The 24,301-nt window shown below is 73.2% G+C and carries 21 protein-coding genes and 5 pseudogenes; 10 read left to right on the top strand and 16 right to left on the bottom strand.

Translation table 11 applies throughout. From position 1 onward, the window contains the following. Positions 1-30: 30 nt before the first annotated feature. The 5 genes from IAG43_RS25445 to bla all read right to left on the bottom strand — a co-directional run bounded on the left by IAG43_RS25445 (position 31) and on the right by bla (position 4,772). On the bottom strand, positions 31-702 hold the full coding sequence (locus tag IAG43_RS25445) for a ScbR family autoregulator-binding transcription factor (RefSeq protein WP_187743002.1): 672 nt from the start codon (positions 700-702) through the stop codon (positions 31-33). Between the two features lie 285 nt (positions 703-987). Then, complete coding sequence (locus IAG43_RS25440) at positions 988-1,776, bottom strand: ABC transporter permease (protein ID WP_187743001.1); 789 nt, start codon at positions 1,774-1,776, stop codon at positions 988-990. Next, positions 1,773-2,768 carry an ATP-binding cassette domain-containing protein gene (locus IAG43_RS25435; protein WP_187743000.1) on the bottom strand — a complete coding sequence of 332 codons (996 nt, stop codon included), beginning with the start codon at positions 2,766-2,768 and terminating at the stop codon, positions 1,773-1,775. Before IAG43_RS25435 ends, IAG43_RS25440 begins: the two co-directional genes overlap by 4 nt. 60 nt (positions 2,769-2,828) lie before the next feature. Then, a complete protein-coding gene (locus IAG43_RS25430; RefSeq protein ID WP_187744636.1) occupies positions 2,829-3,500 on the bottom strand; it encodes a DUF4097 family beta strand repeat-containing protein in 672 nt (223 codons plus the stop codon). A gap of 318 nt (positions 3,501-3,818) precedes the next feature. Continuing rightward, on the bottom strand, positions 3,819-4,772 hold the full coding sequence (gene bla, locus IAG43_RS25425) for a class A beta-lactamase (RefSeq protein WP_187742999.1): 954 nt from the start codon (positions 4,770-4,772) through the stop codon (positions 3,819-3,821). Positions 4,773-4,909: 137 nt separating this feature from the next. On the opposite strand from bla, the pseudogene IAG43_RS25420 reads away from it, so the two are divergent. Together IAG43_RS25420 and IAG43_RS25415 are read left to right on the top strand one after the other, a co-directional pair. Next, positions 4,910-5,815, top strand: a pseudogene (locus tag IAG43_RS25420) (LysR family transcriptional regulator); the annotation flags it as partial. Positions 5,816-6,077: 262 nt separating this feature from the next. Further along, a complete protein-coding gene (locus IAG43_RS25415; protein ID WP_187742998.1) occupies positions 6,078-6,980 on the top strand; it encodes a serine hydrolase in 903 nt (300 codons plus the stop codon). A 60-nt stretch (positions 6,981-7,040) separates the two neighbouring features. Here the strand turns inward: IAG43_RS25415 and IAG43_RS25410 are convergent, their stop codons facing one another. From IAG43_RS25410 to IAG43_RS25395, 4 genes are all read right to left on the bottom strand, one after another. After that, entirely contained in the window at positions 7,041-7,640 is a 600-nt protein-coding gene (locus IAG43_RS25410) for a hypothetical protein (RefSeq protein WP_187742997.1), read from the bottom strand. A 48-nt stretch (positions 7,641-7,688) separates the two neighbouring features. Further along, positions 7,689-8,099 (bottom strand): hypothetical protein, encoded by a 411-nt coding sequence (locus tag IAG43_RS25405; RefSeq protein WP_187742996.1) that lies wholly within the window; start codon positions 8,097-8,099, stop codon positions 7,689-7,691. A gap of 85 nt (positions 8,100-8,184) precedes the next feature. Continuing rightward, the gene (locus IAG43_RS25400; RefSeq protein ID WP_187742995.1) at positions 8,185-8,619 is read right to left on the bottom strand and encodes a VOC family protein; all 435 of its coding nucleotides are present in this window, start codon (positions 8,617-8,619) and stop codon (positions 8,185-8,187) included. Positions 8,620-8,722: 103 nt separating this feature from the next. Further along, a complete protein-coding gene (locus IAG43_RS25395; protein ID WP_246574559.1) occupies positions 8,723-9,172 on the bottom strand; it encodes a winged helix-turn-helix transcriptional regulator in 450 nt (149 codons plus the stop codon). A 164-nt stretch (positions 9,173-9,336) separates the two neighbouring features. Here IAG43_RS25395 and IAG43_RS25390 point away from each other — a divergent pair, with 164 nt between their 5' ends. Continuing rightward, positions 9,337-10,881 carry an MFS transporter gene (locus IAG43_RS25390; RefSeq protein WP_281403984.1) on the top strand — a complete coding sequence of 515 codons (1,545 nt, stop codon included), beginning with the start codon at positions 9,337-9,339 and terminating at the stop codon, positions 10,879-10,881. A gap of 92 nt (positions 10,882-10,973) precedes the next feature. After that, entirely contained in the window at positions 10,974-12,083 is a 1,110-nt protein-coding gene (locus tag IAG43_RS25385) for a Gfo/Idh/MocA family protein (RefSeq protein ID WP_187742994.1), read from the top strand. On the opposite strand, the pseudogene IAG43_RS25380 reads toward IAG43_RS25385, so the two are convergent. Continuing rightward, positions 12,080-12,449, bottom strand: a pseudogene (locus IAG43_RS25380) (integrase core domain-containing protein); the annotation flags it as partial. The gene IAG43_RS25385 and the pseudogene IAG43_RS25380 overlap by 4 nt on opposite strands. A gap of 111 nt (positions 12,450-12,560) precedes the next feature. Continuing rightward, on the bottom strand, positions 12,561-13,094 hold the full coding sequence (locus IAG43_RS25375) for a hypothetical protein (RefSeq protein WP_187742993.1): 534 nt from the start codon (positions 13,092-13,094) through the stop codon (positions 12,561-12,563). A gap of 57 nt (positions 13,095-13,151) precedes the next feature. Here IAG43_RS25375 and IAG43_RS25370 point away from each other — a divergent pair. The 4 genes and pseudogenes from IAG43_RS25370 to IAG43_RS25360 form a co-directional block, all read left to right on the top strand. Beyond that, positions 13,152-13,253 (top strand): annotated as a pseudogene (locus IAG43_RS25370) (transposase); the annotation flags it as partial. Positions 13,254-13,298: 45 nt separating this feature from the next. Continuing rightward, positions 13,299-13,471: pseudogene (locus IAG43_RS25365) on the top strand (IS5/IS1182 family transposase); the annotation flags it as partial. A gap of 161 nt (positions 13,472-13,632) precedes the next feature. Next, positions 13,633-13,824 (top strand): annotated as a pseudogene (locus IAG43_RS34660) (DUF6624 domain-containing protein); the annotation flags it as partial. 301 nt (positions 13,825-14,125) lie between these two features. Next, positions 14,126-14,575 carry an SPW repeat protein gene (locus tag IAG43_RS25360; protein ID WP_187742992.1) on the top strand — a complete coding sequence of 150 codons (450 nt, stop codon included), beginning with the start codon at positions 14,126-14,128 and terminating at the stop codon, positions 14,573-14,575. 68 nt (positions 14,576-14,643) lie between these two features. Here the strand turns inward: IAG43_RS25360 and IAG43_RS25355 are convergent, their stop codons facing one another. From IAG43_RS25355 to IAG43_RS25345, 3 genes are all read right to left on the bottom strand, one after another. Continuing rightward, complete coding sequence (locus IAG43_RS25355) at positions 14,644-16,191, bottom strand: MFS transporter (RefSeq protein ID WP_187742991.1); 1,548 nt, start codon at positions 16,189-16,191, stop codon at positions 14,644-14,646. A 180-nt stretch (positions 16,192-16,371) separates the two neighbouring features. Beyond that, positions 16,372-16,770 (bottom strand): RidA family protein, encoded by a 399-nt coding sequence (locus tag IAG43_RS25350; RefSeq protein WP_187742990.1) that lies wholly within the window; start codon positions 16,768-16,770, stop codon positions 16,372-16,374. Continuing rightward, complete coding sequence (locus IAG43_RS25345; protein WP_187742989.1) at positions 16,767-17,906, bottom strand: acyl-CoA dehydrogenase family protein; 1,140 nt, start codon at positions 17,904-17,906, stop codon at positions 16,767-16,769. The genes IAG43_RS25350 and IAG43_RS25345 overlap by 4 nt, the downstream gene beginning before the upstream one ends. Positions 17,907-18,130: 224 nt before the next feature. Here IAG43_RS25345 and IAG43_RS25340 point away from each other — a divergent pair, with 224 nt between their 5' ends. Both IAG43_RS25340 and IAG43_RS25335 read left to right on the top strand, forming a co-directional pair. After that, positions 18,131-19,747, top strand: coding sequence for an AMP-binding protein (locus tag IAG43_RS25340; protein ID WP_187742988.1), 1,617 nt, complete (start codon positions 18,131-18,133; stop codon positions 19,745-19,747). A 4-nt stretch (positions 19,748-19,751) separates the two neighbouring features. Then, positions 19,752-20,558, top strand: a complete 807-nt coding sequence (locus tag IAG43_RS25335) for a PaaX family transcriptional regulator (RefSeq protein WP_187742987.1) — start codon at positions 19,752-19,754, stop codon at positions 20,556-20,558. Positions 20,559-20,706: 148 nt separating this feature from the next. Here IAG43_RS25335 and IAG43_RS25330 read toward each other — a convergent pair whose 3' ends face one another. Then, positions 20,707-23,217, bottom strand: a complete 2,511-nt coding sequence (locus IAG43_RS25330) for a bifunctional salicylyl-CoA 5-hydroxylase/oxidoreductase (protein WP_187742986.1) — start codon at positions 23,215-23,217, stop codon at positions 20,707-20,709. Beyond that, on the bottom strand, positions 23,217-24,044 hold the full coding sequence (locus IAG43_RS25325; RefSeq protein WP_187742985.1) for an enoyl-CoA hydratase family protein: 828 nt from the start codon (positions 24,042-24,044) through the stop codon (positions 23,217-23,219). Before IAG43_RS25325 ends, IAG43_RS25330 begins: the two co-directional genes overlap by 1 nt. Positions 24,045-24,301 lie beyond the last annotated feature (257 nt).

The raw sequence follows: 24,301 nt of genomic DNA, 5'->3' as shown, positions 1-24,301 counted from the left end.
CATGGGGGGCCGCAGCACGGACGCCCGGGGTCAGCCGACCTCGACGACCTCCTCCCGGGCCAGGGGGGCTGCGGGTGCGTGGTGGTGCAGGCCGGGGGTGCCGGCCGGATGGAAGCGGGCGAGCCGGCGCACGGGCACGATCCCCGGCAGCATCATCTGCCACATCTGCGTGGTGCGTTCGGCCAGGTCGCGTCGGCCGGTGAGGACCTGCGACGAGAGCTGCAGCCCGATCCAGCAGCCGACGACGACCTGGGCGGCGTCCGCGACGTCGATCTCGGGCCTGACGTCACCCCTCCCCTGGGCCTGGGCCAGGCAGTTGCGGATCACGTCGATCCACCGCTCGTAGGGCCCGGCATGGGCGCCGGAGGCCGTGGACTGCTCGATGACCAGCCGGATGCCGGCCCGCACGCGGACGCTCTCCTGGAGCCGCCGGGTCAGCGTGTGCACCAGGTCGATCACGGTCTGGACGCCGGGGCGTTCGAGGCCGGTCGCGGTCTCCCAGGCCGAGAACTGCTCGCCCACCACGGCCTGCGCCAGGTCCTCCTTCGAGGCGAAGTGGAAGTAGAGGGCGCCCTTGGTGACGCCCGCCTCCCGCACGATGTCGCTGAGACTCGTGCCGAAGAAGCCCGTTCCGTCGAAGGCCCGTGCCGCTCCGTCGATGATCGCGCTGCGGGTGACCTCCGCCCGTTCCTGCCTGGCCATGTTCAACCTCCCGTACCCACGGACCGTCGGTGCTGCCCCTGCCCGCCCCGCACGACACCGTGATCGTTCCGTGGAGCCAATATTGCTCACGCCCCCCGCGAAACGAACCAACTCACTGGTATTTTTTTCTCCAAGGTTCTGCCAAGCCTGTTGCCCTCCGCGCCGGTTGCCGCGCTGCTCAACCTCCGGTCCGCGGCGGTCCCGACGCTCCCGGTGGACGCGCGGCGGGGCGGCGCACTCCCCTCGGAGTGGGCCGCCCCGCCTGGGCTCCGGTCCGCCGGCGCGTCACCTCGGGTCGCGGTTGTAGCGGGCGGTGGCCCAGCGGTTGCCGAGGAGGGTGAGGCCGAGGCACCAGGCGACGGCGATCCAGCCGCTGTTGCCGATCTCGGTGCCCAGGAGCAGGCCGCGGAGGGTTTCGATGGCGGGGGTGAAGGGCTGGTACTCGGCGATGGGGCGGAACCAGCCGGGCATGGAGTCGAGGGGGACGAAGGCGCTGGAGATGAGGGGGAGGACGACCATGGGGAGGGCGTTGTTGCTGGCGGCTTCGACGTTGGGGCTGACCAGGCCCATGCCGACGGCGATCCAGGTGAAGGCGAGGGCGACCAGGGCCAGCAGGCCGAGGGCGGCCAGCCATTCCAGGGGAGTCGCGCCGTCGGGCCGGAACCCGATCGCGACGCCGACCGCGCCGACCAGCAGCACGCTGGCGACCGACTGCATGACACTGCCCGCGACGTGGCCGAAGAGGACCGATCCGCGGTGGATGGCCATGGTCCGGAAACGGGCGATGACGCCCTCGTTCATGTCATTGGCCACCGAGACCGCGGTCCCCACCACGGTCGAGCCGATCGTCATCATCACGATGCCCGGCACGATGTAGGCGATGTAGGCCGCCCGACCCCCGCCGCCCGCCAGACCGGCGCTCATCGCGTCACCGAAGACGTAGACGAACAGCAGGAGCAGCATCACCGGTGTCAGCAGCAGGTTCAGTGTGAGCGACGGGTAGCGGCGCGCGTGCAGCAGGTTGCGGCGCAGCATGGTGGACGAGTCGCGTACGGCCAGGGACAGGGTGCTCATCGGACGGTCTCCTCGCTGGTCGGGTGGTCGGTCTGCGCGGGCACAGTGCCGGCGGTGGTGCTGGTGGTGCTGGTGGTGAGGGCGAAGAAGACGTCGTCGAGGTCGGGGGTGTGGACGGTGAGCTCGTCGGCCTCGACACCCGCGGAGTCGAGCCGGTCGAGCAGGGAGCGCAGTTCGCGCTGGGTGCCGTCGCTGGGGATCTGGAGGGTGAGGGCTTCGTCGTCGGCGGCCGCGCCGCCGGCGGTGAGCGCGGCGGCCGCGGACCGGTAGGCGCCCGGGTCGGTGAACCGCAGCCGCACGTGCCCGCCGGGCACCAGGCGCTTGAGTTCCTCCGCGGTGCCCTGGGCGGCGATCCGCCCGTCGTGCAGCACCGCGATCCGGTCCGCGAGCTGGTCCGCCTCCTCCAGGTACTGGGTGGTCAGGAACACCGTCACCCCACCCGCGACGAGTTCCCGCACGATCTTCCACATCGTGTGCCGCGAGCGCGGGTCCAGCCCCGTCGTCGGCTCGTCCAGGAAGATGATCCGCGGATCCCCGACCAGCGTCATCGCGATGTCCAGCCGCCGCTTCATACCCCCCGAGTACGAAGCGGCCGGCCGGCCCGCCGCCTCCGTCAGACCGAACCGCTCCAGCAGCTCCCCCGCCACCCGCCGGCCCTGCGCACGCGGCAGATGCTGAAGATCCGCCATCAGGAGCATGTTCTCCCACCCCGTGATCAGACCGTCCACCGCCGAGAACTGCCCGGTGACCCCGATCCCCGCCCGCACCGCCTGCGCAGCGGACGCCACATCGCGCCCCCCGACCCGCACCGACCCCGCGTCCGCACCCACCAGCGTCGACAGGATCTTCACCGCCGTCGTCTTCCCCGCCCCGTTCGGACCCAGCAACGCGAACACCGACCCCGCCGGCACCCGCAGATCCACCCCGTCCAGCACCACCTTCTCCCCGTACGCCTTGCGCAACCCGATCGCCTCGACGGCCAAGCCGGTCATGGAAAGCAACTCCTTCGTCGTGTGTGCGGACGTCGTCTGAGCGAACGTCGTGTGTGCGGATCAGAGGCTGCGGGCGGTGATGTCGCCGTAGGCCGTGGTCGCGTGGACGGTCAGACCGGCGGCGGCGCCGTCGGTGTTCTTCAGGGCGTTGCGGACCCGGCCGTGTGCGGTGCCGGCGTCGAGGATCGCGGAGGTCTCCGCGGCGGCGCCGACCGTGATGTCGCCCAGCTCGGTGCGGAGCGTCACGGTGCCGCGCACCGCCTCGGCTATCCCGATGTCGCCCTTCCGGGTGCTGATCTCACCGGGGCCGCCCAGCCGGCCGACCACGACGTCCCCCGCGAGGAGGGCGATGCGGGCGCCCGCCGCCTCGTCGAGCCGGACCGAGCCCTGCGCGGCCTCGATGTCGACCTCGCCGAGGCGTCCCACGCCCCGGAGTTCGGCGGCGGCCGCCTTGACCTCGACGCGGGAGCCGGCCGGGAGGTGGACCGTCACGGCGGCGGTGCCGGCGTTGCCGAGCACCGGGTTCTTCGGTGCCGGGGTCGCGATCCGCAGGACCCCGTCCTCGAAGGTGACGGCGACCCGCTCCGCCGCCTTGACGTCCCTGCCCTTCGACGCGTCGGCGGGCAGGACCTCGACCGTGGTGCCGGCACCGTCGGCGGTGACGAGCCGGACGGTCGCGGCGGGGAGGTCGAGGACGGCGGTGACAGGGGCGGGGGTGGTGAACGTCTGCATGGTGTTCTCCTTCGTCATTTCGTTTCCGATGAGAGAAAGCTACGTTGCGTTCGAGATTCTGGCAACGCATTCGTTGCAGACAAAGGACGTTTATGCAGTTCAGAGCCTCTAATTCGTTGCAACCATTTTGATACTTAACGCAACGTCAGCCATTGCTTGTTGCAATGAATTGAAGCTGAACGCTCTTTCGGGAACAGCGGCGGGGGAAACCGCGGCAGCGGAAAAGGCGCCGGGCCCGGGTGGGGATTCCCCACCCGGGCCCGGCGCTGTCACCGACGTCACGGACGTCACGGCGGAACCGCCGTACGGCGGCGACCGCTACGAGAGCGCCCCGGCGACCACGGAAGCGGCGCGCGCCAGCAGGTCGTTGTCGTGCTCGTCGTCCTTCCCCGGACGGTTCGTCAGCACCGCCATCACGATCGGAGCGCCGTCCGGGCGCCACACCACGGCGATGTCGTTGCGACCGCCGTAGGTGACGGCCGTCCCGGTCTTGTCACCGACCACCCAGGTCGGCGGCACACCGGCCTTGATGGTCTCGTCGCCGGTGACGTTGGTCCGCAGCCAGGTGGTGAGACGGTCCCGCTCACCCTTCGTCAGGACGTTCCCGAGCACGAAGGCGCGGAGGTCGTGGGCGAGGGCACGCGGTGTGCTGGTGTCACGGTTGTCGCCGGGCGTCCATTCGCCGAGCTCCGGCTCGACGCGGTCCATCTGCGTCACGTGGTCCCCCAGGTCCTCCAGCCTGGCGTCCAGGCCCGCGGGGCCGCCGAGTTCGGCGAGGAGGAGGTTGCCGGCGGTGTTGTCGCTGTACCGGACGGCCGCGTCGCACAGTTCGGCCAGCGTCATCCCGGTGCCGACGTGGTCCTCGGTGACCGGGGACGGCTCCACCAGGTCGGCCTCGGTGTAGCGGATCAGCCTGTCCATGCCCTCCGGGCCGTACTCGTCCAGGACGGCCCCGGCGGCCAGCGCCTTGAAGGTGGACGCGTAGGGGAAGCGCTGCCGGTCGTTGTAGGCGACCTCCTTCCCGGTGCCGGTGTCGATCGCGTAGACGCCCAGCCGCGCGTCGAAGGCGCGCTCCAGGGCCCTGAACTCGCGCGTGTGCGATGCGGCGGTCGCGCTCGCGGTGGACACCTGGGCGGCGGGCCGCCCGGCCGTCTGCGCGGCAGGCGTCTGCGACGCACGGGCCCCGGCGTCCGCGCACCCCGTCAGGGGCGCGAGGACGAGGGCGGCGAGGACACCGGCGACGGCGTGCCGGGCACGGGTGGTGTGCTGCATGGTCCGAACCTCCGAACGCCCCTGGGCAGGGGCGCGTAGGGGACGGGGCAGCGGCCCCGTCCCGGTGCGTGGTCATGAGTACCCGGCCACCCTCGCCCGCCCCGGCCATACGGTCCAATGCCCGCGTGCACGGTTCCATGCGGAACCGGCATAGGGTGCGGGACGTGGATCTGGTGGCAGCGAGTCGCGCCTTCGTCAGTGTCAGCGAGCACGGCAGTTTCACCGTCGGCGCCGCGGCCGCCCGGATGTCGCAGCCGGTGGCGAGCCGCCGGGTCGCCGCGCTCGAGGAGCACGTCGGTGAGCAGCTCTTCGAACGCACCTCGCGCCGGGCCGTGCTGACACCGTTCGGACGCGACCTGCTCCCCGCGGCCAGGGCACTGGTGCAGGCGGCCGACGTGCTGCTGCACGAGGCCGAGGCGGCCAGGCGCAAGCCGTGGCGCCTGGCGGTGCCCGGCATCTGCACCACCGCGGCGCTGGCCCGGCTGGTCGCCGACGCCCGTGCGCACGGCATCGCCCTCGACCTGCGGGTCGCGCCGCCCGCACAGCGCGGAGACCTCGTCCACGCGCAGCAGGTGCGCGCGGCCGTGCTGGCCGTGCCGTCCGACGAGGCGGTGTGGTCGATACCGCTCGGACTCGCGGGCGCGCGGGACCCGGGGGTGAACCGGGTCTACCTGGAGACGCTGCGCGTCGGACGGGCATCGCCGGGACCGGCGCGGCGCGTGTGGATCCAGCCCGAGGACGACGTGCCGCACATCCGGGACCCCCTGGCACGGCTGCGGGACGCGGTGGGGCTGCGCCCGGCCCAGCTCGCCGCGGCGACGGATCTGACGGGTGCGGCGGCGGAGGTGCTGTGCGGCGACGACCTGCTGCTCTGCTCCCCCGCGCAGGCCGTCGAACTGGGCCTGCACTGGCGGCCGGTGGGAGAGCTGCCGCTCACCCGCGGCTTCGCCCTCGCCGTCGCGGGCGGGGGCGATCCGCAGCTCGTCGGGCGGCGTCTGGGTGCCGCGCTCGCCCGCTGCCTGGGCGCCCCGGGCAGCGGTGCGGCAGGCGCGGCCGGGGCGGTCCGCCCCGGGGAGCCGCACCCGCCGGCGGACACCGGCACGGGTGCCGTCACCGGCACCGCGGGCACAGGCGCGGGTGCGGTTGCCGGCACGCGCACGGTCTCGGGCACAGGCAAAGGCGCGGGCAGAGGCGCGAGCACGGTCTCGGGCACCGGCACCGGCGCGGTCTCGGGCACAGGCAAAGACGCGAGCACGGTCTCGGGCACCGGCACCGGCGCGGGCTGAACGGAGAGGGCGGTACGCGGTGAACACGGAAGCGGTCATCGGCCGGGTGCGGCGGCAGTTGCAGGAAGGCGGGCTGCGGGGCTGCCTGCTGGTACGGGACCTGCACACGGGTGACGAGGCGGGCATCGAGCCCGACACCGCGCTGCCGTCGGCCTCGCTGGTCAAGGTGCCGCTCGCCCTCGCGACGGCGGAACGCGTCCGGCGCGGGGAACTCGACGGCGCGGCCCGCCTCGACGTGCGGCCGGGGCGCAGCACCGCCCTCGGCCCCACCGGGCTGACCCGCTTCCGGCACCCCGTGCGGATCGCGGTCGACGACCTGCTCTACCTGAGCACGTGCCTGAGCGACGAGACGGCCGCCGACGCCCTGTTCGGCCTCACGCCGCCCGCGCACGTCACCGCCCTCCTCCAGGAGCTCGGTGTCCGCGGCATCTCGGTGCGGCACACCGCGGACGAGCTGTCCGACACCCCGGTGGAGCGCTTCGGCACCGGCCAGGCCCACCTCGCGCACGCCCTGGCGATCGACGCGGGCACCAGCGGCCGCGGGCACCGCGTCCCCCAACTCGACACGACCCGGGCGAACACGGGGAGCGCGCGGGCCTGGGTGGATCTGCTCGCGGGCCTGTGGGAGCCGACGTCGATCCCGGCGGAGACGGCCGCGTCCGTGCGCGGGCTGATGCTGCACAACGTGCTGCGGCAGCGGCTCACACCGGACTTCGCCTCCGACGCGACCCGCTGGTGGTCCAAGACGGGGACCCTGCTGAACCTCCGGCACGAGATCGGGGTCGTCGAGCACGCGGACGGGGGGGCGTTCGCCGTCGCCGTCCTCACCGAGTCCCTGGTCCCCGCCGCCGCCCAGCCGGGCGCGGACGCCCTCATGGGCCAGGCGGCCCGTACCCTGCGCGACCATCTCCGCCAGCTGTGAGCGGCAGCACGGCGGCCCGCTCGGCTCCCCCGTCCGCCCGCGCCGGGGCGGAGCCGGTGCTCACCTCCCGGGGTCCGGCCATGTCGCCACGAGTGCGCGCCGATCGGGAAAGCGGGGGCCGGGGACCGTCGTCCGGGTCGCCGCACCGCCCAGCCAGCACACTTCCTCGGGGCCGCCGTCGCCGGTGTCGAAGAGGCAGCACACTCCACCGCAGGCCGCGGTGAGGTCCGTGAACGTCCTCCTCACGCTGGGCGACCGGGCGAACAGGCGGCTCATCCCCGACGTCGCCGCCCACAGTTCCACCGACGCGTAACCGGGGTGCAGGAAGGACACGAACCGGACCGTCGCGTAGACGTACCCGACCCGGACGCGCCCGTCCGCCCCGGGCGCGGGGCCGCCCGTCGCCGCGTACGCGCGCAGTGCGTCGTCGGCGTCGAACATGAGGGACGTCTCCAGTTCGAAGGTGCCGCCCGCGGAGCGGTCGACCGGCTCGCTCCCGAAGCCGGAGGTGAACGGGAGGACGATCCGCTCACCGTCCGGCAGCGTGACGTCGAGCGGGGGCACCCGCGCGTCCGGCGGCGCCAGCGCGCCCAGACCGGCGAGCACCCGGGAGACGTTCCCGGGACGCAGATGGATGTCGTATCCGTACGTCAACCCCATGCCCACTCCCAGCGGTTCGCAGCACACCGTCCCCGAGCGGGCCGGCGCTCAGCCCTCGGCGGCCAGAAGCCGCACCAGAGCCTCGACGGCGGCCGCGGCCCGCGGTGTCGTCAGCACGAGTTCCGGCCCGGCGGCCCCGAACGGGCGGCCGCTCCACACACGGAACACGGCCGCACCGGCCGGGTCCTCCCGCGCGAAGGAGATCCACCCTGGGAGTTCCCGCACATCGCCCTGCCCGCCGGCCTGCCAGGGCGCGGGGCCGTCGGCGAACCGGAGGCAGGTGTGGCTGACGCTCGGGTACCACCGGCGCAGTGCGCTCGCCTCGGCGGCCCGCACCAACTCCTCCTCGACGGGCGGAACCCACGAGCAAGCGGCCCGCGCCGAGGCGTCGGCGGAGCGGGCGCTCTCGGCCTGCCACCGCCACACGTCGTCCGAAGGCCGCGGCGTCTGCTGTTCCACAGCCCTCCTCGGGGCCGGCGACGGACCGCGGGACGTCCCGCGGCGGGCGGCGGTCCCGGGGGAACCCGGGGCGCCGGGTGGGTCCTCAGTCGAGGCAGAACTCGTTGCCCTCGATGTCCTGCATGTTGATGCAGGACTCGTTCTGCTCGTCGGCGTAGAGGGTCTTCTGGTGCACGGCGCCGAGCGCGACCAGGCGCTCGCACTCCGCCTCCAGGACGGCCAGCCGCTCCGCCCCGACGAGCCCGGTGCCCGCGCGCACGTCGACATGGACCCGGTTCTTGGCGGTCTTGCCCTCGGGCACGCGCTGGAAGTAGAAGCGCGGGCCCGCGCCCGTGGGGTCGGAGGCGGCGAACCAGGCGCCCCGCTCCCCGGGCGGCAGCGTGAGGTTGTACGCGTCCCAGGTGGCGAAGCCCTCCGGGGGCTGCGGGGCGACGTACCCCAGCACCTCGCACCAGAAGCGGGCGACGCGCTCGGGGTCGGCGCAGTCGAAGGTGATCTGGACCTGCTTGACCGATGGCATCGGATCACCCTGGCGTGAACATCGCGGCAAGTCCAGCGATTTCCGGGCCGGCGTGCGCGGCCGGTCCGTGCCGGCCCGGCTGGTCAGCCGGTCGCCGCGGCCGTCAGCCGGTCAGGGCCGGGGTGCGCGCACCGTCCGCCGCGACGGCGGCTTCCGCGTCGTAGTCGGCGCGGGCGCGGTCGATCTCGTGGAGGTGCCGCTCCGCCCAACCCGTCAGCGAGAGCAGGGAGTCGTAGAGCTCCCGGGCCATCGGCGTCGCGGTGTACTCGACCTTCGGCGGCACCGTGGGATAGACGGTGCGGGTGAGCAGGCCGTCCCGCTCCAGGTTCCGCAGGGTGAGGGTGAGCATCCGGCGGCTGATCCCCTTCACCTGGCGCTCCAGTTCGGTGAAGCGCGCGGGGCCCTGCGTGGTGACCAGCAGAATGCCGATGCTCCACTTGCCGCTCACCCGGCCGAGGACCTCCAGCACCGAGCACGCGGCCTGCGCGGCAGGAGTTTCGCACTGCTGCACCGCCCCGGCCTCGATGGTCACACCGGTGTTCCCCTGGGACATGAAAGTGCCTCCTTCCGCGGCGCCTCATGGTCCCAGAGCATGGTCCCCGTAACAAGACGTGCACCGTGTGTCAGACCGTCTGCCGCGTGTTCGCGTGTTCGCGCACGCCGGTCACCCGCCGGCACTCCCCCGGACTCCCCGAACTCCCAGGAAGGACCACTCTCGTGACGTCACCGACCGGCACCACCGGTTCACGCGGAACGGCACTCGCCGTCCTCTGCACCATGCAGTTGATGATCATCCTCGACGGCACGATCGTCACGGTCGCGCTGCCCACCGTCCAGAGCGACCTCGGCTTCTCGCAGGGCGGCCTGTCCTGGGTGGTCAACTCGTACCTCATCGCCTTCGCGGGCCTGCTGCTCCTGGCCGGACGCCTCGGCGACCTGATCGGCAGCAAGAAGGTGTTCCTCGCGGGCCTGGTGACGTTCACCGCCGCCTCCCTCCTGTGCGGCGTCGCCACGAACCAGGGGATGCTGATCGGCGGCCGTTTCCTCCAGGGCGTGGGGGCGGCGCTCGCGTCCGCGGTGGTGCTCGGCATGATCGTGCGCCTCTACCCGGACCCCGCCGAACAGGCCAAGGCCATGGGCGTGTACAGCTTCGTCTCGGCGGGCGGCGCCTCCACCGGCCTCATCGCGGGCGGTGTGATCACGGACGCGCTCGGCTGGCACTGGGTGTTCCTCATCAACCTGCCGATCGGGGTCCTGGCACTCGTCGCCGGTGTCAGGCTGCTCGACGCCCGCCCGGGTCTGGGGCTGCGGGCCGGCGCCGACGCGGTCGGCGCGGTGCTGGTGACGGCGGGCCTGTCGCTGGGCGTCTTCACCATCTCCCAGGTCTCCGAGGGCCACTACGGTGCCGCCGAACTGGGCGCCTACGGCGCCGTCTCGGTGGCCTTGCTCGCCGCGTTCCTGGTCCGCCAGGCGAAGGCGGCCCGCCCGCTGCTGGCCCTGCGCATCTTCCGCAACCGCGAGATCAGCGGCGCCAACATCGCCGTGGTGCTCGTCTTCTCGGCCGGCTTCGGCTTCCAGTTCCTGGGCGCCCTCTACCTCCAGCGGGTGCTGGGCTTCGACTCGCTGCAGACCGGCCTCGCCTTCCTCCCGGCCCCGCTCGTCATCGCGGTCATGTCCCTGTTCTTCACGGCGAGGCTCACCGCGCGCTTCGGCACCCGGCGGGTGCTGCTGACCGGGCTGCTGTTCCTCGGCAGCGGCCTGCTCCTCCTCAGCCGCGCCCCCGTCGGCGGCGACTACTGGGTGGACGTGGCGCCGACGCTCGTCATCCAGGGCTTCGGCATGGGCCTGGCGGTGCCCGCGGTCATCATGCGGGCCATGTCCGGCGCCGCCCCGGCCGACGCGGGACTCGCCTCCGGGCTGAACAACACGGCCCAGCAAGCCGGTGCGGCAGTCGGACTGGCGGTGCTCGCCACCGTCGCCACGTCACGCGGCAACACCCTGGCCGCCGAGGGCGCCGAGCAGGTCCGGGCGCTGCGGGACGGGTACGGCCTGGCCTTCGTCGTCGCGGCCGGGTTCGTCTTCCTGGCGTGGCTCGTCGTCTTCTTCGTCCTGCGGGACACCGCCCCGGCGGCGGGCTCCGGCGCGGACGGGAACACCGGGGCGGACGACGGGAACACCGGTACCCCGGGCGCCCGGGACGCCGTGGACGGACGTGAGGACCCGGTGCACGACACCGCGCCGGCGCCCCTGGTCATGCACTGAACGGGACGGCGGCACGGCCGCGCCATGACTGCACGGCGCGGATACCGACAGCGGCGACAACGCCGGAGAGACACGGACGAGAGGTGTTCGACATGACGGGCAGGATCCGAGTGGGAGTCGTGGGAGCGCACGCGGAGCGCGGCTGGGGGCGGAACGTCCATCTGCCGGCGCTGGCGGCTCTCGCGGACGACTACGAGATCACCGCCGTCGCCGGGACGAGCCGGGAGTCGGCCGGCGCGGCGGCCGCCGCCTGGGGTGCGCGGCACGCCTTCGACGACGCACGGGCGCTGATGGAGCACCCGGAGGTGGACCTCGTCGTCCTCGCCGTTCAACTCCCGCGGCGGGACGGCCTGGTGGAGGCCGCGACGGCCGCGGGCAAGCACGTGTACAGCGAGTGGCCGCTGGCGCCGGACGCGCCCACCGCGGAGCGCTTCCGGCGCGCGGCGGACGCGGCGGGCGTCCGGCACGCGGTGGGCCTCCAGAGCCGTCACCACCCGGCGGTGCGGCTGCTGCGCGACCTGGTGGCGGACGGGGCCGCCGGCGAGGTGCTCTCCACGTCGCTGACGTACTCGCTGGCCACCCCGACCGTCTGGTCGACGCGGTACGCGGCGCTGTTCGACCGCACCAAGGACGTCGGTCACCTCGCCGTCGTGGCGGGCCACTCGATGGACATGTACCGGTACGCCGTGGGGGACTTCACCGAACTGTCGGCCACCCTCGCGACCCGTGTCACCACGGTGACGATGGAGGAGACGGGCGAGAAGCTCGAGGTGACGTCGCCCGACCAGATCGTGGTGGGCGGCCTGCTGGAGTCCGGAGCGGCGTCGTCGGTCCACTTCATGACCGGCGGAGTGCACGGCGACGGGTTCCGGATCGAGGTGCACGGGTCGGAGGGACGGCTGGTGCTGCGGTCCACCGACGACTCCCTCGTCGGCCCCGAGTTCGTCCTGACGCACACCGCCGCCGGGCGCCCGCCCGTCACCGTCGACGTGCCCGAACGATACCGGCCGCTGCTGCCGGACGCCCCCGTGCCGGTGCGCAACGTGCACCGGGTGTACACCGACCTGGCCCGGTCGATCCGCACCGGTGAACCGTCCGGACCCGACTTCGGGACCGCGGCGCGGATGCACCGCGTCATCGACGCGATCAAGGAGTCCGCGGCGACCGGTGAGCGCCGGCGCCTCGTCCACCCCGCCGGCTAGGTGTATCGACCCGCAGGGTTGTTGACGCGACTGATGGGCGGGTGTCCACCCAGTGCGGTGTGGCAGCGGTGGTGGTTGGAGGTGCGGAGGAAGTCTGCCAGGGCCGCTGTCCGCTCGTCGTTCGAGGCGTAGGGCCGCAGGTAGGCCCACTCGTCGAGCAGGGTGCGGTTGAAGAGCTCGCCCTTGCCGTTGGTCTGCGGCCGGTAAGGCCTGATCTTCTTGTGGGTGATGTCGGCCGCGGCCAGGGCTTGGCTGACAGCTTGGACTTGTAGCAGAAGCCGTTGTCGGTCAGGCCCGCTCAACAGTGATGCCGTGGGCGGCGAAGAACGCCGGGTGCACATCGGAACCAGCGGCCACTGTACTCTTCGGGGCCGTCGCAGCCCTTGCCGTCGTACCGAAGCCCACCGCGGGCCGGCCTATGCCGACGATGGCTCACGCACGCAGCCAGCGGGGGCAGCACGAAACCACACTGGAGTACTAGGTCAGGGGAGGTGGTGTCGGGCTCGCACTCGACGCAAGCCTCTGGCGTCGACCCGACGGGGGTTGCAGGTCGTCACGCATGACACGCTGCAGAGCCTCCATCTTCTGGAAGAACGGCCGCACGACGTTCCAATACTCGGGCGTCTCGACGGCGATGTTCTCTGAGCCGAGCGCGTTCCGAATGATCCGCAATTGCTCATACAGAGGTAGCGCCACTTGATGGACGTGGTCGGGGGCGACCAAGGCCAACTCTCGGAGAACGGACTTGGCCCCGGCGTGCTGTGGATCATTGTGAAAGGCGTCATGAACAGCATGACGTCGCGTCTCTCCTGCGTCACCGCGCGAGACCACGATGACCATGCGGCTGTGAGCCTGCGCCAACGCCGTAAGAAAGCGCACGTACACGAGTTGCTTAGCCTCGGACCATCTCTGGTCCCGCTCCCGCCGCGAACGCATGGCGTCGGTGATGACCGTGGCGCCGATGCCGAACAGCGCACCGATGGCCGCAACCGCGAGAGTCCCCCACTCCATGCGCCCATCGTACAGAGCCCAACACCTCGGTTCCAGGGCGTGTGGCGAAAGTGGATCATGGACGTGGAATGGTCTCGGCTTGTGGCGCGTGGAGATCTGACCGACGCACAGTGGGCAGGGCTGAAACCGCTGTTGCCCACGGGCACGAAGCCTGGCAGGCCGCCGAAATGGACCCGGCGGCAACTGATCGACGGCATACGGTTCCGGTTCCGTGTTGTCCGCCTCGACGGCGGGCGTCCCCGCACCTGCCCGGATCATTTCGGTGGCGACAAGGCGTACTCCTCACGCCGTAACCCCCGCTACCTGCGCCGATGCAGATCAAGCACACCATCCCCGAACCGGGCAGCCAGCTGGCCGACCGAAAGCGTCGCGGCAGTCGTAGCGATCCGGCTCCGGCTTCGGGGGTAGATCCATTATCCCCATGTGGCGAGGCGCCTGTCGCCGTTCCCCGGAATGATCTTTACGCCTGATTTGCACCTTTAGGCTTGCGGGCAACAAGAACAACGCAGCGATCTATCCTGGTAGTTGAGAGTGGCGCACGGCAGGCTCGGCCAGCCCGCGCGAGCTGGCCTTTCTGTGCGACCGCACGCTGGTCGACGAGGGACGCCAGCAGATCTACGGCACTCAAATCGCCGGCGTGAAGGATGGGGCGCCGATTCCGTAGCCCTGTGAAGAGCCCGAGCGCATGAACGAACTCCGTGCAGAAGTCGGGATCGAGCCCTTCGACTAGTACGTCGCCAAGTTCTCCCCGGCCTGACACGCCACCCCCAGTCGCGTACTGCGGATCACTGCCCGAGGCTCGCCGCCGCAGGCAATGATCCGCCGGACAGGGCCCAGCGCAGCCGTCCCGCGGACGGCGGCCCGGCCGGCCCGGCGTCGCCCGCCCCGCGTCGCCCTCATAGCGCGCCCCGCTCCGCATCCCTGCTCGAAAATTCGGTCAAATCGAAGCAAACAGCCCATTGACCTGCCGCCAGGACGGGCGTTCCATGGACATAAAGGACAGATAAGGCTGCGGCAGGAGGCGGCCCACCATGACCACCCGTTCAGACATCTCCCAGCACCCGGACGTCGCCGAGATGCGCTCCCGCTTCGAACGTGCGACATCCAACCCCACGGCCCAGGGCGTCGAGGCCCTGGCCCTGCTCACCGGCGTCTACCTCGCGGCATCGCCCTGGATAGCGGGCTTCAGCGGTCTGACCGCGCTCGCCGTGACCAACCTGATCCTCGGCATCGCCTACTGCGTCTGCATGAGCGGCTTCGCGTCGGCGTACGAGCGCACCCATGCCATGGCCTGGGCCGCCTGCGCGATCGGCGCGTTCACGATCCTCGCCCCGTGGATCGTCTCGGGTGACGTGTCCACCACGCGCACCGTCGTGAACAACGTGATCGTCGGAGCGGTCGCGCTGCTCTGCGGTCTCGCCATGGCGGCCGGCGGCCGCGGCGGCCGCAAGCCCACCATCGGCCCCTCGTCCATGAGCTGATCCACCCGGCAGTGCGTGGGGCCCCGGCCGCGGCCGGGGCCCCACGCACACGACGAACCGCCGGCGGCTCAGGCGCCGGGCATCGCGCCACCGCCCTTGAGGCGTTCCAGGTCGTCCGCACGGACCTTGATGGCGAACAGGGCGATCACCGCGGCGATCACGGCGAAGATCGCCGCCGCCACGAAGGCCGCCGACACACCCGCGGCCAGGACCTGGTCCGACCAGGGCGGGGGCAGCTGCCCGGTGCGCCTGAACTGGAGGGCTTCCGCCGGACTCGCCTGTGCGAGGAAGGCCGGGATCTGCTGGTCGGCCTCGTTCCTGCTGGCCGTGCCGGACACGGTGACCAGGATCGACAGCCCGAGCGAGCCGCCGACCTGCTGGGTGGCGTTGAGCAGTCCGGACGCGGCGCCCGACTCGTGCACCGGCACCCGGGACAGCGCCATCAGCGTCAGCGAGACGAAGAGCATGCCCATACCGAGGCTGAAGACGAGCATCGGACCGAGGATGCTACCCGCGTAGGTGGAGTCGACGTCCGTCATCGTCAGCCAGCCGAGACCGGCGGCGGCGAGCAGCGCGCCCGTCACCATGAAGGGCTTGGGCCCGTACCGGGGCAGCAGTTGCGAGGCGAGGCCCGCACCGATCGCGATGACCGCGCTGACCGGCAGGAAGGCGAGGCCCGCCATGAGCGGACTGAAGCCGAGGACGTTCTGCACGAAGAGGGTGAGGAAGAAGAACATGCCGAACATCGCCGCGGCGAGGCAGAGCATGATGCCGTAGGTGCCCGCCCGGTTGCGGTCGGCGAACATGTGCAGCGGTGTGATGGGCTGTTTCGAGCGGCGTTCGACGGCGACGAACGCGGTGAGCAGCACCACGGCGGCGGCGAACGAACCGAGGGTGAGCGGGTCCCGCCAGCCGTCCTGGCCGGCCCGGATGAACCCGTAGACCAGCGCCGCCATGCCCAGGGTCGAGGTCAGCGCGCCGACGATGTCGAAGTTGCCCTGGTGGCGTTCCGACTCCTTGATGTAGCGCGGCGTGGCGAAGGCGATCAGCAGGCCGATGGGCACGTTGACGAAGAGGACCCACCGCCAGTCCAGCCACTCGACGAGCATGCCGCCCGCCAGCAGGCCGATGGCGCCGCCGCCTGCCGACACGGCCGCGAAGACGCCGAAGGCCCGGTTGCGCTCCGGGCCTTCCTTGAAGGTGGTGGTGATCAGCGCGAGCGAGGTCGGCGAGGCGATGGCGCCGCCGACGCCCTGGAGGGCGCGCGCCGCGAGCAGCTGGCCGCCGTTCTGCGCGAGGCCGCCGAGCAGCGAGGCGAGCACGAACAGCAGGACGCCGAAGATGAAGACCCTCCGCCGCCCCAGGATGTCGCCCGCCCGTCCGCCGAGGAGGAGCAGCCCTCCGAAGGTCAGGGTGTAGGCGCTGACCACCCATGACAGGGTCGTCGTGGAGAAGCCCAGATCGCTCTGGATGTGGGGCAGGGCGATGTTCACGATGGTGATGTCGAGGACCACCATCAGCTGGCAGGAGGCGAGGACCAGAAGCGCCATCCCGTGTCCGCCGCCCTTGCCGGGGGCGCTGTCCTGAGCGGTTGTCGCGGGCTGCGGAGTCGTCATGGAACACCGTGCCTAGCTGGCCGGACATCCCCTGCCGGGGGTTCACCCGAACGGCAGGTTTGCGGACGGGACCGTCCACAGAACGACGTTAAGCCCGCCCCCGGGGCGTCACCACTCGGCCGGGGCGGTCCCGCGAGCGGCCGGGGCGGGTCCGGCCGGTGTCCCGCGGGCCCGCCTCCGTCACGGCAGGACCGCCGTCCCGTCCACCTCGACGAGGCACTCCTCGTCCCACAGCCGCACCACGCCGATCACCGCCATCGCCGGGTAGTCGCGGCCCGCGAGCCGGCGCCAGATGCGCCCGAGTTCCGGCGCGTGCACCCGGTAGTCGGCGACGTCGGTGGCGTAGACCGTGACCCGCGCCAGGTCGTGGGGCGTGCCGCCGGCCGCGGCCAGGGCGGTGAGGAGGTTGCCGAGGGCCAGCTCGAACTGCTCGGGCAGCGTGCTCCCGGCGACCTTGCCCTCCCCGTCGAGGGACGTCTGACCGGCGAGGAACACCAGGCGGGAGCCGGTGGCGGTGACCGCGTGCGAGAACCCCGCGGGCGGCGACAGCTCCACGGGATTGTGCCGGTGCAGACTCATCCGGTGCCCTCCTCGGCACGCGCGTGCCGCGCGTACAGCTCCTTGGCGACGATGGTGCGCTGGACCTCGCTGGCGCCCTCGTAGATGCGGGGGGCGCGCACCTCGCGGTAGAGGTGTTCGAGCAGGTGGCCGCGTTGCAGCGCGCGGGCGCCGTGCAGCTGGACGGCGGCGTCCACCACGTACTGGGCGGTCTCGGTGGCCAGCAGTTTCGCCATCGCCGCACGCCGGGGCACGCCGTCCTGTCCCTCGTCGTGCGCGCAGGCCGCCGCGTACACCATCAACCGGGCGGCCTCGGTGCGGGTGGCCATCTCCGCCACGGTGTGGGCGACCGACTGGAGGTCCTTCAGCGGCCCGCCGAAGGCCGTGCGGGACGCGGTGTGCTCCAGGGCCGCGTCGAGGGCGGCCTGGGCCATGCCCACGGCGAAGGCGCCGACGCTGGGGCGGAAGCGGTTGAGGGTGTCCATCGCGACCCCGAAGCCGCGGTCCCGTTCGCCGAGCATGTCGTCCTCGGTGACCGGGACACCGTCGAAGGCGAGCGCGCCGATCGGGTGCGGGGACAGCATGTCGAGCGGTGTGCCGGTGAGTCCCGGCCGGTCGGCGGGGACGAGGAAGGCGGTCACGCCGCGGGCGCCCGCCCCGGCGGTCGTGCGCGCGAAGACGGAGTAGAAGTCCGCCTCGGGGGCGTTGGAGATCCAGCACTTCTCCCCGTTCAGCCGCCAGCCCCGGCCCTCGGGCACCGCTTCGAGGGCGAGCGCCGCGGCGTCGGACCCGGCACCGGGCTCGCTGAGCGCGAAGGCGGCGACCGCGCGTCCCGCGACGACCTCGGGCAGCCAGCGTGCCCGCTGGGCCGCGGTACCCGCACGGAGCACGGGCGAGGCGCCGAGGCCCTGGAGCGCGAGGGCGGTCTCGGCCTCGGTGCAGCCGTATGCCAGGGATTCGCGCAGCAGGCAGAGTTCGAGCGATCCGGAGGCGAAGAGGCGTTTCAGCAGGCCGAGTTCGCCGAGCGCGGCGATCAGCGGGCGGTTGAGACGCCCCGGCGCACCCCCCTCGGCGACCGGGCGCAGCCGGTCACGGGCCAGGTCGCGCAGTTCGCCGCACCAGGCGGTCTGTACCGTATCGAGTGAGAATGCGGGCATTCACGCCCTCGCTTCCGACGGTCGGGGGCCGGTCTCCGAGGCGGTGCGGCGGGCCGACGCGGGCAGGTGTCCGTACGGCGGGTCCCGGGGACGGCGGCGGTGCCGTGCCCGCACGGAGCGTATCGCGCACTGTTGACTGTCGTCACCATCACGATACGCTCGTCCGGCGTCCCCCATCGCGACGAGGGACCCTTCGCAACCCCACCACAGCCAGGGGGCGAACCATGGAGCTGACACCCTCGGCCCACCTCGACACGTTTCCGCGCGACCACCTGCCGCCCCCCGGCGCATGGCCGGACCTCCTCCTCGACCTGCCGGAGCTCCGCTATCCCGAGCGGCTCAACTGCGCCGCCGAGCTGCTGGACGCCACGGCCGCCCGCCTCGGCCCCGACCGGCCCGCCCTGCGCACCGGCGGCGGCGCGTGCTGGAGCTACGGGGAGCTGAGGGAACGGGCGGACCGCATCGCCCATGTGCTCACCGACGGGCTCGGGGTGGTCCCGGGCAACCGGGTCCTGCTGCGGGGCCCCACGACACCGCACCTGGTGGCCTGCTGGCTCGCCGTGCTCAAGGCCGGCGCGGTCGCGGTCACCGTGCTGGCCCAGCAGCGGGCCGCGGAGCTCGCCACGATCTGCGCGATCGCCGAGGTCCGCCACGCCCTGTGCGACGTCCGTTCCGTGGACGAGCTGGTCAAGGCGGGCGTGCCGGGACTGCGGATCACGGAGTTCGGCGGGCCGGGCCCCGACGACCTGCTGGCGCTCGCCGCGGGGGCGTCCGCGGAGCCGTACGAGGCGGTCGCCACGGCCGCCGACGACGTCGCGCTGATCGCGTTCACCTCGGGGACGACGGGCCGGCCGAAGGGGTGCATGCACTTCCACCGCGATGTGCTGGCCGTCGCCGACACCTTCTCGGCCCAGGTGCTGCGTCCCCGCCCGGACGACCTGTTCGCCGGGAGCCCGCCGCTGGGCTTCACCTTCGGCCTCGGCGGCCTGGTCCTGTTCCCGCTGCGGGCGGGGGCCGCCGCCCTGCTGCTGGAGCAGGCCGGGCCGCACCAGCTGCTGCCCGCCGTCGCCGAGCACCGGGTGTCGGTGCTCTTCACCGCCCCGACCGCCTACCGGGTGATGCTCGACCACCTCGACGGCCACGACCTCGGTTCGCTGCGGCGGTGCGTGTCGGCGGGCGAGAACCTGCCCGCGGCCACCTGGCGGCAGTGGCACGAGCGGACCGGGCAGCGGATCATCAACGGCATCGGCGCGACCGAGCTGCTGCACATCTTCATCTCCGCGGCGGACGAGGAGATCCGGCCCGGCACCACCGGACTGCCCGTCCCCGGCTGGCAGGCGCGGGTGGTCGGACCGGACGGTCTGCCGGTGCCCGACGGCGAACCGGGCCTGCTCGCGGTCCGCGGTCCGGTCGGCTGCCGCTACCTGGCCGACCCCCGCCAGCGCGAGTACGTGCGCGGGGGGTGGAACCTCACCGGCGACACCTACGTACGCGAGCCGGACGGCCGCTTCCGCTACGTCGCCCGCGCCGACGACATGATCATCTCGGCCGGCTACAACATCGCCGGCCCCGAGGTGGAGGACGCCCTGCTCCAGCACCCCGACGTGGCGGAGGCCGCGGTGGTCGGCCACGACGACGCGCTGCGCGGTCAGATCGTCGCCGCCTACGTCGTGCTGCGGGACGGGGCGGCGGGCGGCGAGGAGACGGCCGACGCGCTGACCGAGGCGGTCAGGGAACGGCTCGCCCCGTACAAGTGCCCCCGCCGCATCGTCTTCCTGGACGCCCTGCCGCGCACGCCCACCGGCAAACTGCAGCGCTTCCGGCTGCGAGCCCTAGAGTGATCGCGTGGCCGAGCTGCACACCCCCCGATCCCTGATCGTCACCCTCTACGGCGCCTACGGACGGACGCGCCCGGGGCCCTTCGCCGTGGCCGAGCTGATCCGGCTGCTCGGGGCGCTCGGCGTCGACGCGCCGTCCGTGCGCTCGTCCGTGTCCCGGCTCAAGCGCCGCGGGCTGCTCGTGCCCGAACGGACCGCGGGCGGTGCCGCCGGGTACGCGCTGTCCGACGACGCGCGGCAGCTCCTCGACGACGGCGACCGGCGCATCTTCGCCGGCTCCCCGGCCCGGCTCGCCGACGGCTGGGTGCTGGTCGTCTTCTCGGTGCCGGAGGCCGAGCGCGCCAAACGCCACCTGCTCCGCTCCCGGCTGGTGCGGCTCGGCTTCGGGGCGGCCGCCCCGGGGGTGTGGATCGCCCCGGCCCGCCTGTTCGACGAGACCCGGCACACACTGCGCCGCCTGCGGCTGGACCCGTACGCCGACCTGTTCCGCGGCGAGCACCTGGGATTCGCGGCGACGGCCGAGGCGGCCGCCCGCTGGTGGGACCTGGCGGCGATCGCCAAGGAGCACGAGGAGTTCCTCGACCGGCACGAGCCCGTGCTCCGGTCCTGGGAGCGGCGCGCGGACACCCCGGCGCCGGACGCCTACCGCGACTACCTGACCGCGCTCGACTCCTGGCGCCGGCTGCCGTACGCCGACCCGGGCCTGCCGGCGGAGCTGCTGCCGCAGGGCTGGCCGGGCGGCCGCTCGGCGGACGTCTTCGCACGCCTCCACGCCCGGCTGCGCGACGCGGGCGCGGAGTTCGTCGGCGCCTGAGACGGGAACCGCCCGGTCCTCGTCCGGGCGGCGGTCCCGCCGTCGCCCGCGCCGGTACGCGGGCGGCGGGGGCGGGGCGGCCGCGGGCGAGCGGGCCGGGGGTGCGAGCGGGTCGGGGGTGCGCAACGCGGGCGGTGCGACGCCCCGGTCAGCGCGGGGGCGCCGGGCCGGGCGCGGGCGGCGGGGGCGGGGTGCGGCCGGACGGTGCGGCGGGCGGAGCGGCGGCAGGGGCCGGTGCGGCGGCGGGGGCGGTCAGCGTGAGGCGGGGGCGCGGTGCGTCGGTGCGGCCCGTCGGCGGGGTGCGGCTGCCCGCGCGGTAGGGCGGCGGCCACACGGCGCCGTCGCCGCGGTAGCCCTGTTCGGCCGCCGCGTGCAGCGTCCACTGGGGGTCGTACAGATGCGGCCGGCCCACCGCGCAGAGGTCGGCACGGCCCGCGAGGAGGAGGGAGTTGACGTCGTCCCAGGACGAGATCGCGCCCACCGCCACCACGGGGACGCCCGCCTCGCTCCGGATGCGGTCGGCGAACGGGGTCTGGTACGAACGCCCGTACTCGGGCCGCTCGTCCGGGACGACCTGGCCGGTGGAGACGTCGACGGCGTCCGCCCCGTGGGCGGCGAAGGCGCGTGCGATCGCGACGGCGTCGCCGGCCGTGGTGCCGCCGTCGGACCAGTCGGTCGCGGAGAGGCGGACCGTCATCGGGCGGTCCTCGGGCCAGATCTCCCGCATGGCGTCGAAGACCTCGAGCGGGAAGCGCAGCCGGTCCGTGAGCGAACCGCCGTAGGCGTCGGTGCGCCGGTTGGTGAGCGGGGAGAGGAACCCGGAGAGCAGGTAGCCGTGTGCGCAGTGCAGTTCGAGGAGGTCGAACCCGCTCTCCGCGGCGCGCCGGGTGGCGGCCTCGAACTGCCCGCGGACTGCGTCGAGTCCGGCACGGTCGAGGGCCCGGGGCGTCTGGCTGACGCCCGGGAGGTAGGGCAGCGGGGAGGCGGCGGCCAGCGGCCAGTTGCCCTGTTCCAGCGGTTGGTCCATCCCTTCCCACATGAGGCGGGTGGACCCCTTGCGGCCGGAGTGGCCGAGCTGGACGCCGATGGCGGTGCCCGGCGCCTGCCGGTGGACGAAGTCCGTCACCCGGCGCCAGGCGGCCGTGTGAGCGGAGGTGTAGAGACCGGTGCAGCCCGGGGTGATGCGGCCCTCCGGGCTGACGCACACCATCTCCGTCATCACGAGCCCCGCGCCGCCGAGCGCGCGGGCGCCGAGGTGGACGAGGTGGAAGTCGCCGGGGAGCCCGTCCTCGGCCGCGTACACGTCCATGGGAGAGACGACGACCCGGTTGCGCAGGGTGAGGCCGCGCAGCCGGAAGGGGGTGAACATGGGCGGCGTGCCGGGCGGGCAGCCGAACTCGCGCTCGACCCGCTCCGTGAACGCCGCGTCGCGCATCCGCAGGTTGGCGTGGGTGACCCGGCGGCTCCGGGTGAGCAGGTCGAACGCGAACTGCCGCGGCGGGCGCCCGACATGGCGGCCGAGCTCCTCGAACCAGCGCAGGCTCGCGGCGGCCGCGCGCTGGGTGGACTCCACGACCGGCCTGCGCTCGCTCTCGTACGCGGCCAGCGCGGCGGGCAGGTCCGGCTGCTCCTCGACGCACGCGGCCAGCGCGAGCGCGTCCTCGACGGCCAGCTTGGTGCCGGAGCCGATGGAGAAGTGCGCGGTGTGGGCGGCGTCGCCGAGCAGCACGATCCGGCCGTGCGACCAGCGGTCGTTGACGACGGTGCGGAACGCCGTCCAGGCGGAGGAGTTCCCGCGCAGCGGGCGGCCGTCGAGCGCCCCGGCGAAGATCCTGGCGCAGCGCGCGGCGGACTCCTGCTCGTCGAGTCCGCCGAATCCGGCGGCCCGCCAGACCTCCTCGCGCATCTCGACGATGACGGTGGAGGCGTCGGCGGCGTACGGGTAGCCGTGGAGCTGCATGACGCCGTGTTCGGTCTCCGCGATCTCGAACCGGAAGGCGGAGAAGGCGAAGTCGGCGGCGAGCCAGATGTAGCGGCAGCGGTGGGAGGTGATCCGCGGCCCGAAGACGTCGGCGTGCCGCTCCCGGGTGGCGCTGTGCACGCCGTCGGCGGCGATCACCAGGTCGTGGCCGGCGGCGAGTTCGGCGGCCGGTGGGGCCTCGGTGCGAAAGCGCAGCCGCACGCCGAGGCCGGCGCACCGGCGGTGCAGGATCTCCAGGAGCCTGCGGCGCCCGAGGGCGGCGAAGCCGTGGCCGCCGGAGCGCTGGTGGTGCCCGCGGTGCACGATGTCGATGCCGTCCCAGCGGACGAACTCCTCCTGGAGCGCGGCGTGGACGACGGGATCGGCGTGCGCGATGCCGCCCAGGGTCTCGTCGGAGAGGACGACGCCGAACCCGAAGGTGTCGTCGGGCGCGTTGCGTTCCCACACGGTGACGTCCCGGGCCGGGTCGAGACGCTTGAGCAGGGCTGCGGCGTAGAGGCCGCCGGGACCGCCGCCGACGACGGCGACGCGCAGGGGCCGGGCGCCGGACGCCGGGCGGGCCTCGGGTGCGGGGGCAAGGGAGGCCTCGGGTGCGAGTGCCGGTGCGGGGGCGGGTGCCCGGGCAGGTGCGGCAACGGTGGCGGGGGCGGATGCCGAGGCGGGGGGCCGGGGGTCCATCAGCGGCCCCGCCACTTCGGGGGCCGCTTCTCGGTGAAGGCGGCGTGGAACTCCGCGTAGTCCTCGCCGTTCATCAGCAGGGCCTGGGTGGCGGCGTCCATCTCCACGGCGGCCGCGAGCGGCATGTCCAGCTCGGCCGTGAGCAGCGCCTTGGTCTGGGCGTGGGCGAGCGCGGGGCCGTCGGCGAGGCGCCGGGCGAGCTCGGCGGCGCGGGCGGCCGCACCGCCCTCCTCGACGAGTTCGCTGAGCAGGCCGATCCGCTCCGCCTCCGGGGCACGCACCGGCTCGCCGAGCATCAGCAGCCGGGTGGCGTGCCCGAGTCCGACGACGCGCGGCAGCAGGTACGCGGCGCCCATGTCGCCGCCCGAGAGCCCGACCCGGGTGAAGAGGAAGGCGAAGCGTGCCGTGGGGTCGGCGATCCGGAAGTCCGCCGCGAGGGCCAGTACGGCACCGGCTCCGGCGGCCACTCCGTGCACGGCGGCGATCACCGGGAACGGGCACTCCCGGATCGCCCGGACCACCTGGCCGGTCATCCGGTTGAAGTCGAGGAGCTGGGCGGTGTCCATGGACAGGGTGGCGCCGATGATCTCGTCGACGTCGCCTCCGGAGCAGAAGCCGCGGCCCTCGCCGCCGAGCACGAGCGCCCGCACGGACCGGTCGCGGGAGAGCTCGGCCAGCAGATCGCGCAGGTCGGCGTAGGCGCCGAAGGTGAGCGCGTTGAGCTTGTCGGGGCGGGCGAGGGTGACGGTCGCGACGCCGTCGTCCCTGGTCAGCCGCAGATGGTGCCATGCGTCGGTCGGCGGGGCTGATCCGGTAAAGGGGCTCACCTGTGCTCCTTCGGCGGGCGGACTGCTGCGGCCTGCCCCTCGAAGTTATCACTCGTTTGTGACTGTCGTCATGAGTGCGCGACACGTTCCGCGGTGACCGTGCGCAGCGCCGCGGACGCGCAGCGGTGCGGCGGTCCGTGACAGTGCGAAGGTCTCGTCATGGTTCCGGCACAGGTCCCCGCCGAACACGTCATGGCCGGTGAGGGGCGCGCGCCGGCTCCGTACGCTGGGGCCACGACCGCCCGCCCGAAACGGAC

Origin of the sequence: Streptomyces genisteinicus (genome assembly GCF_014489615.1) — a bacterium.
GTDB lineage: Bacteria > Actinomycetota > Actinomycetes > Streptomycetales > Streptomycetaceae > Streptomyces > Streptomyces genisteinicus.
This window is presented reverse-complemented; position numbering and strand designations above follow the sequence as displayed.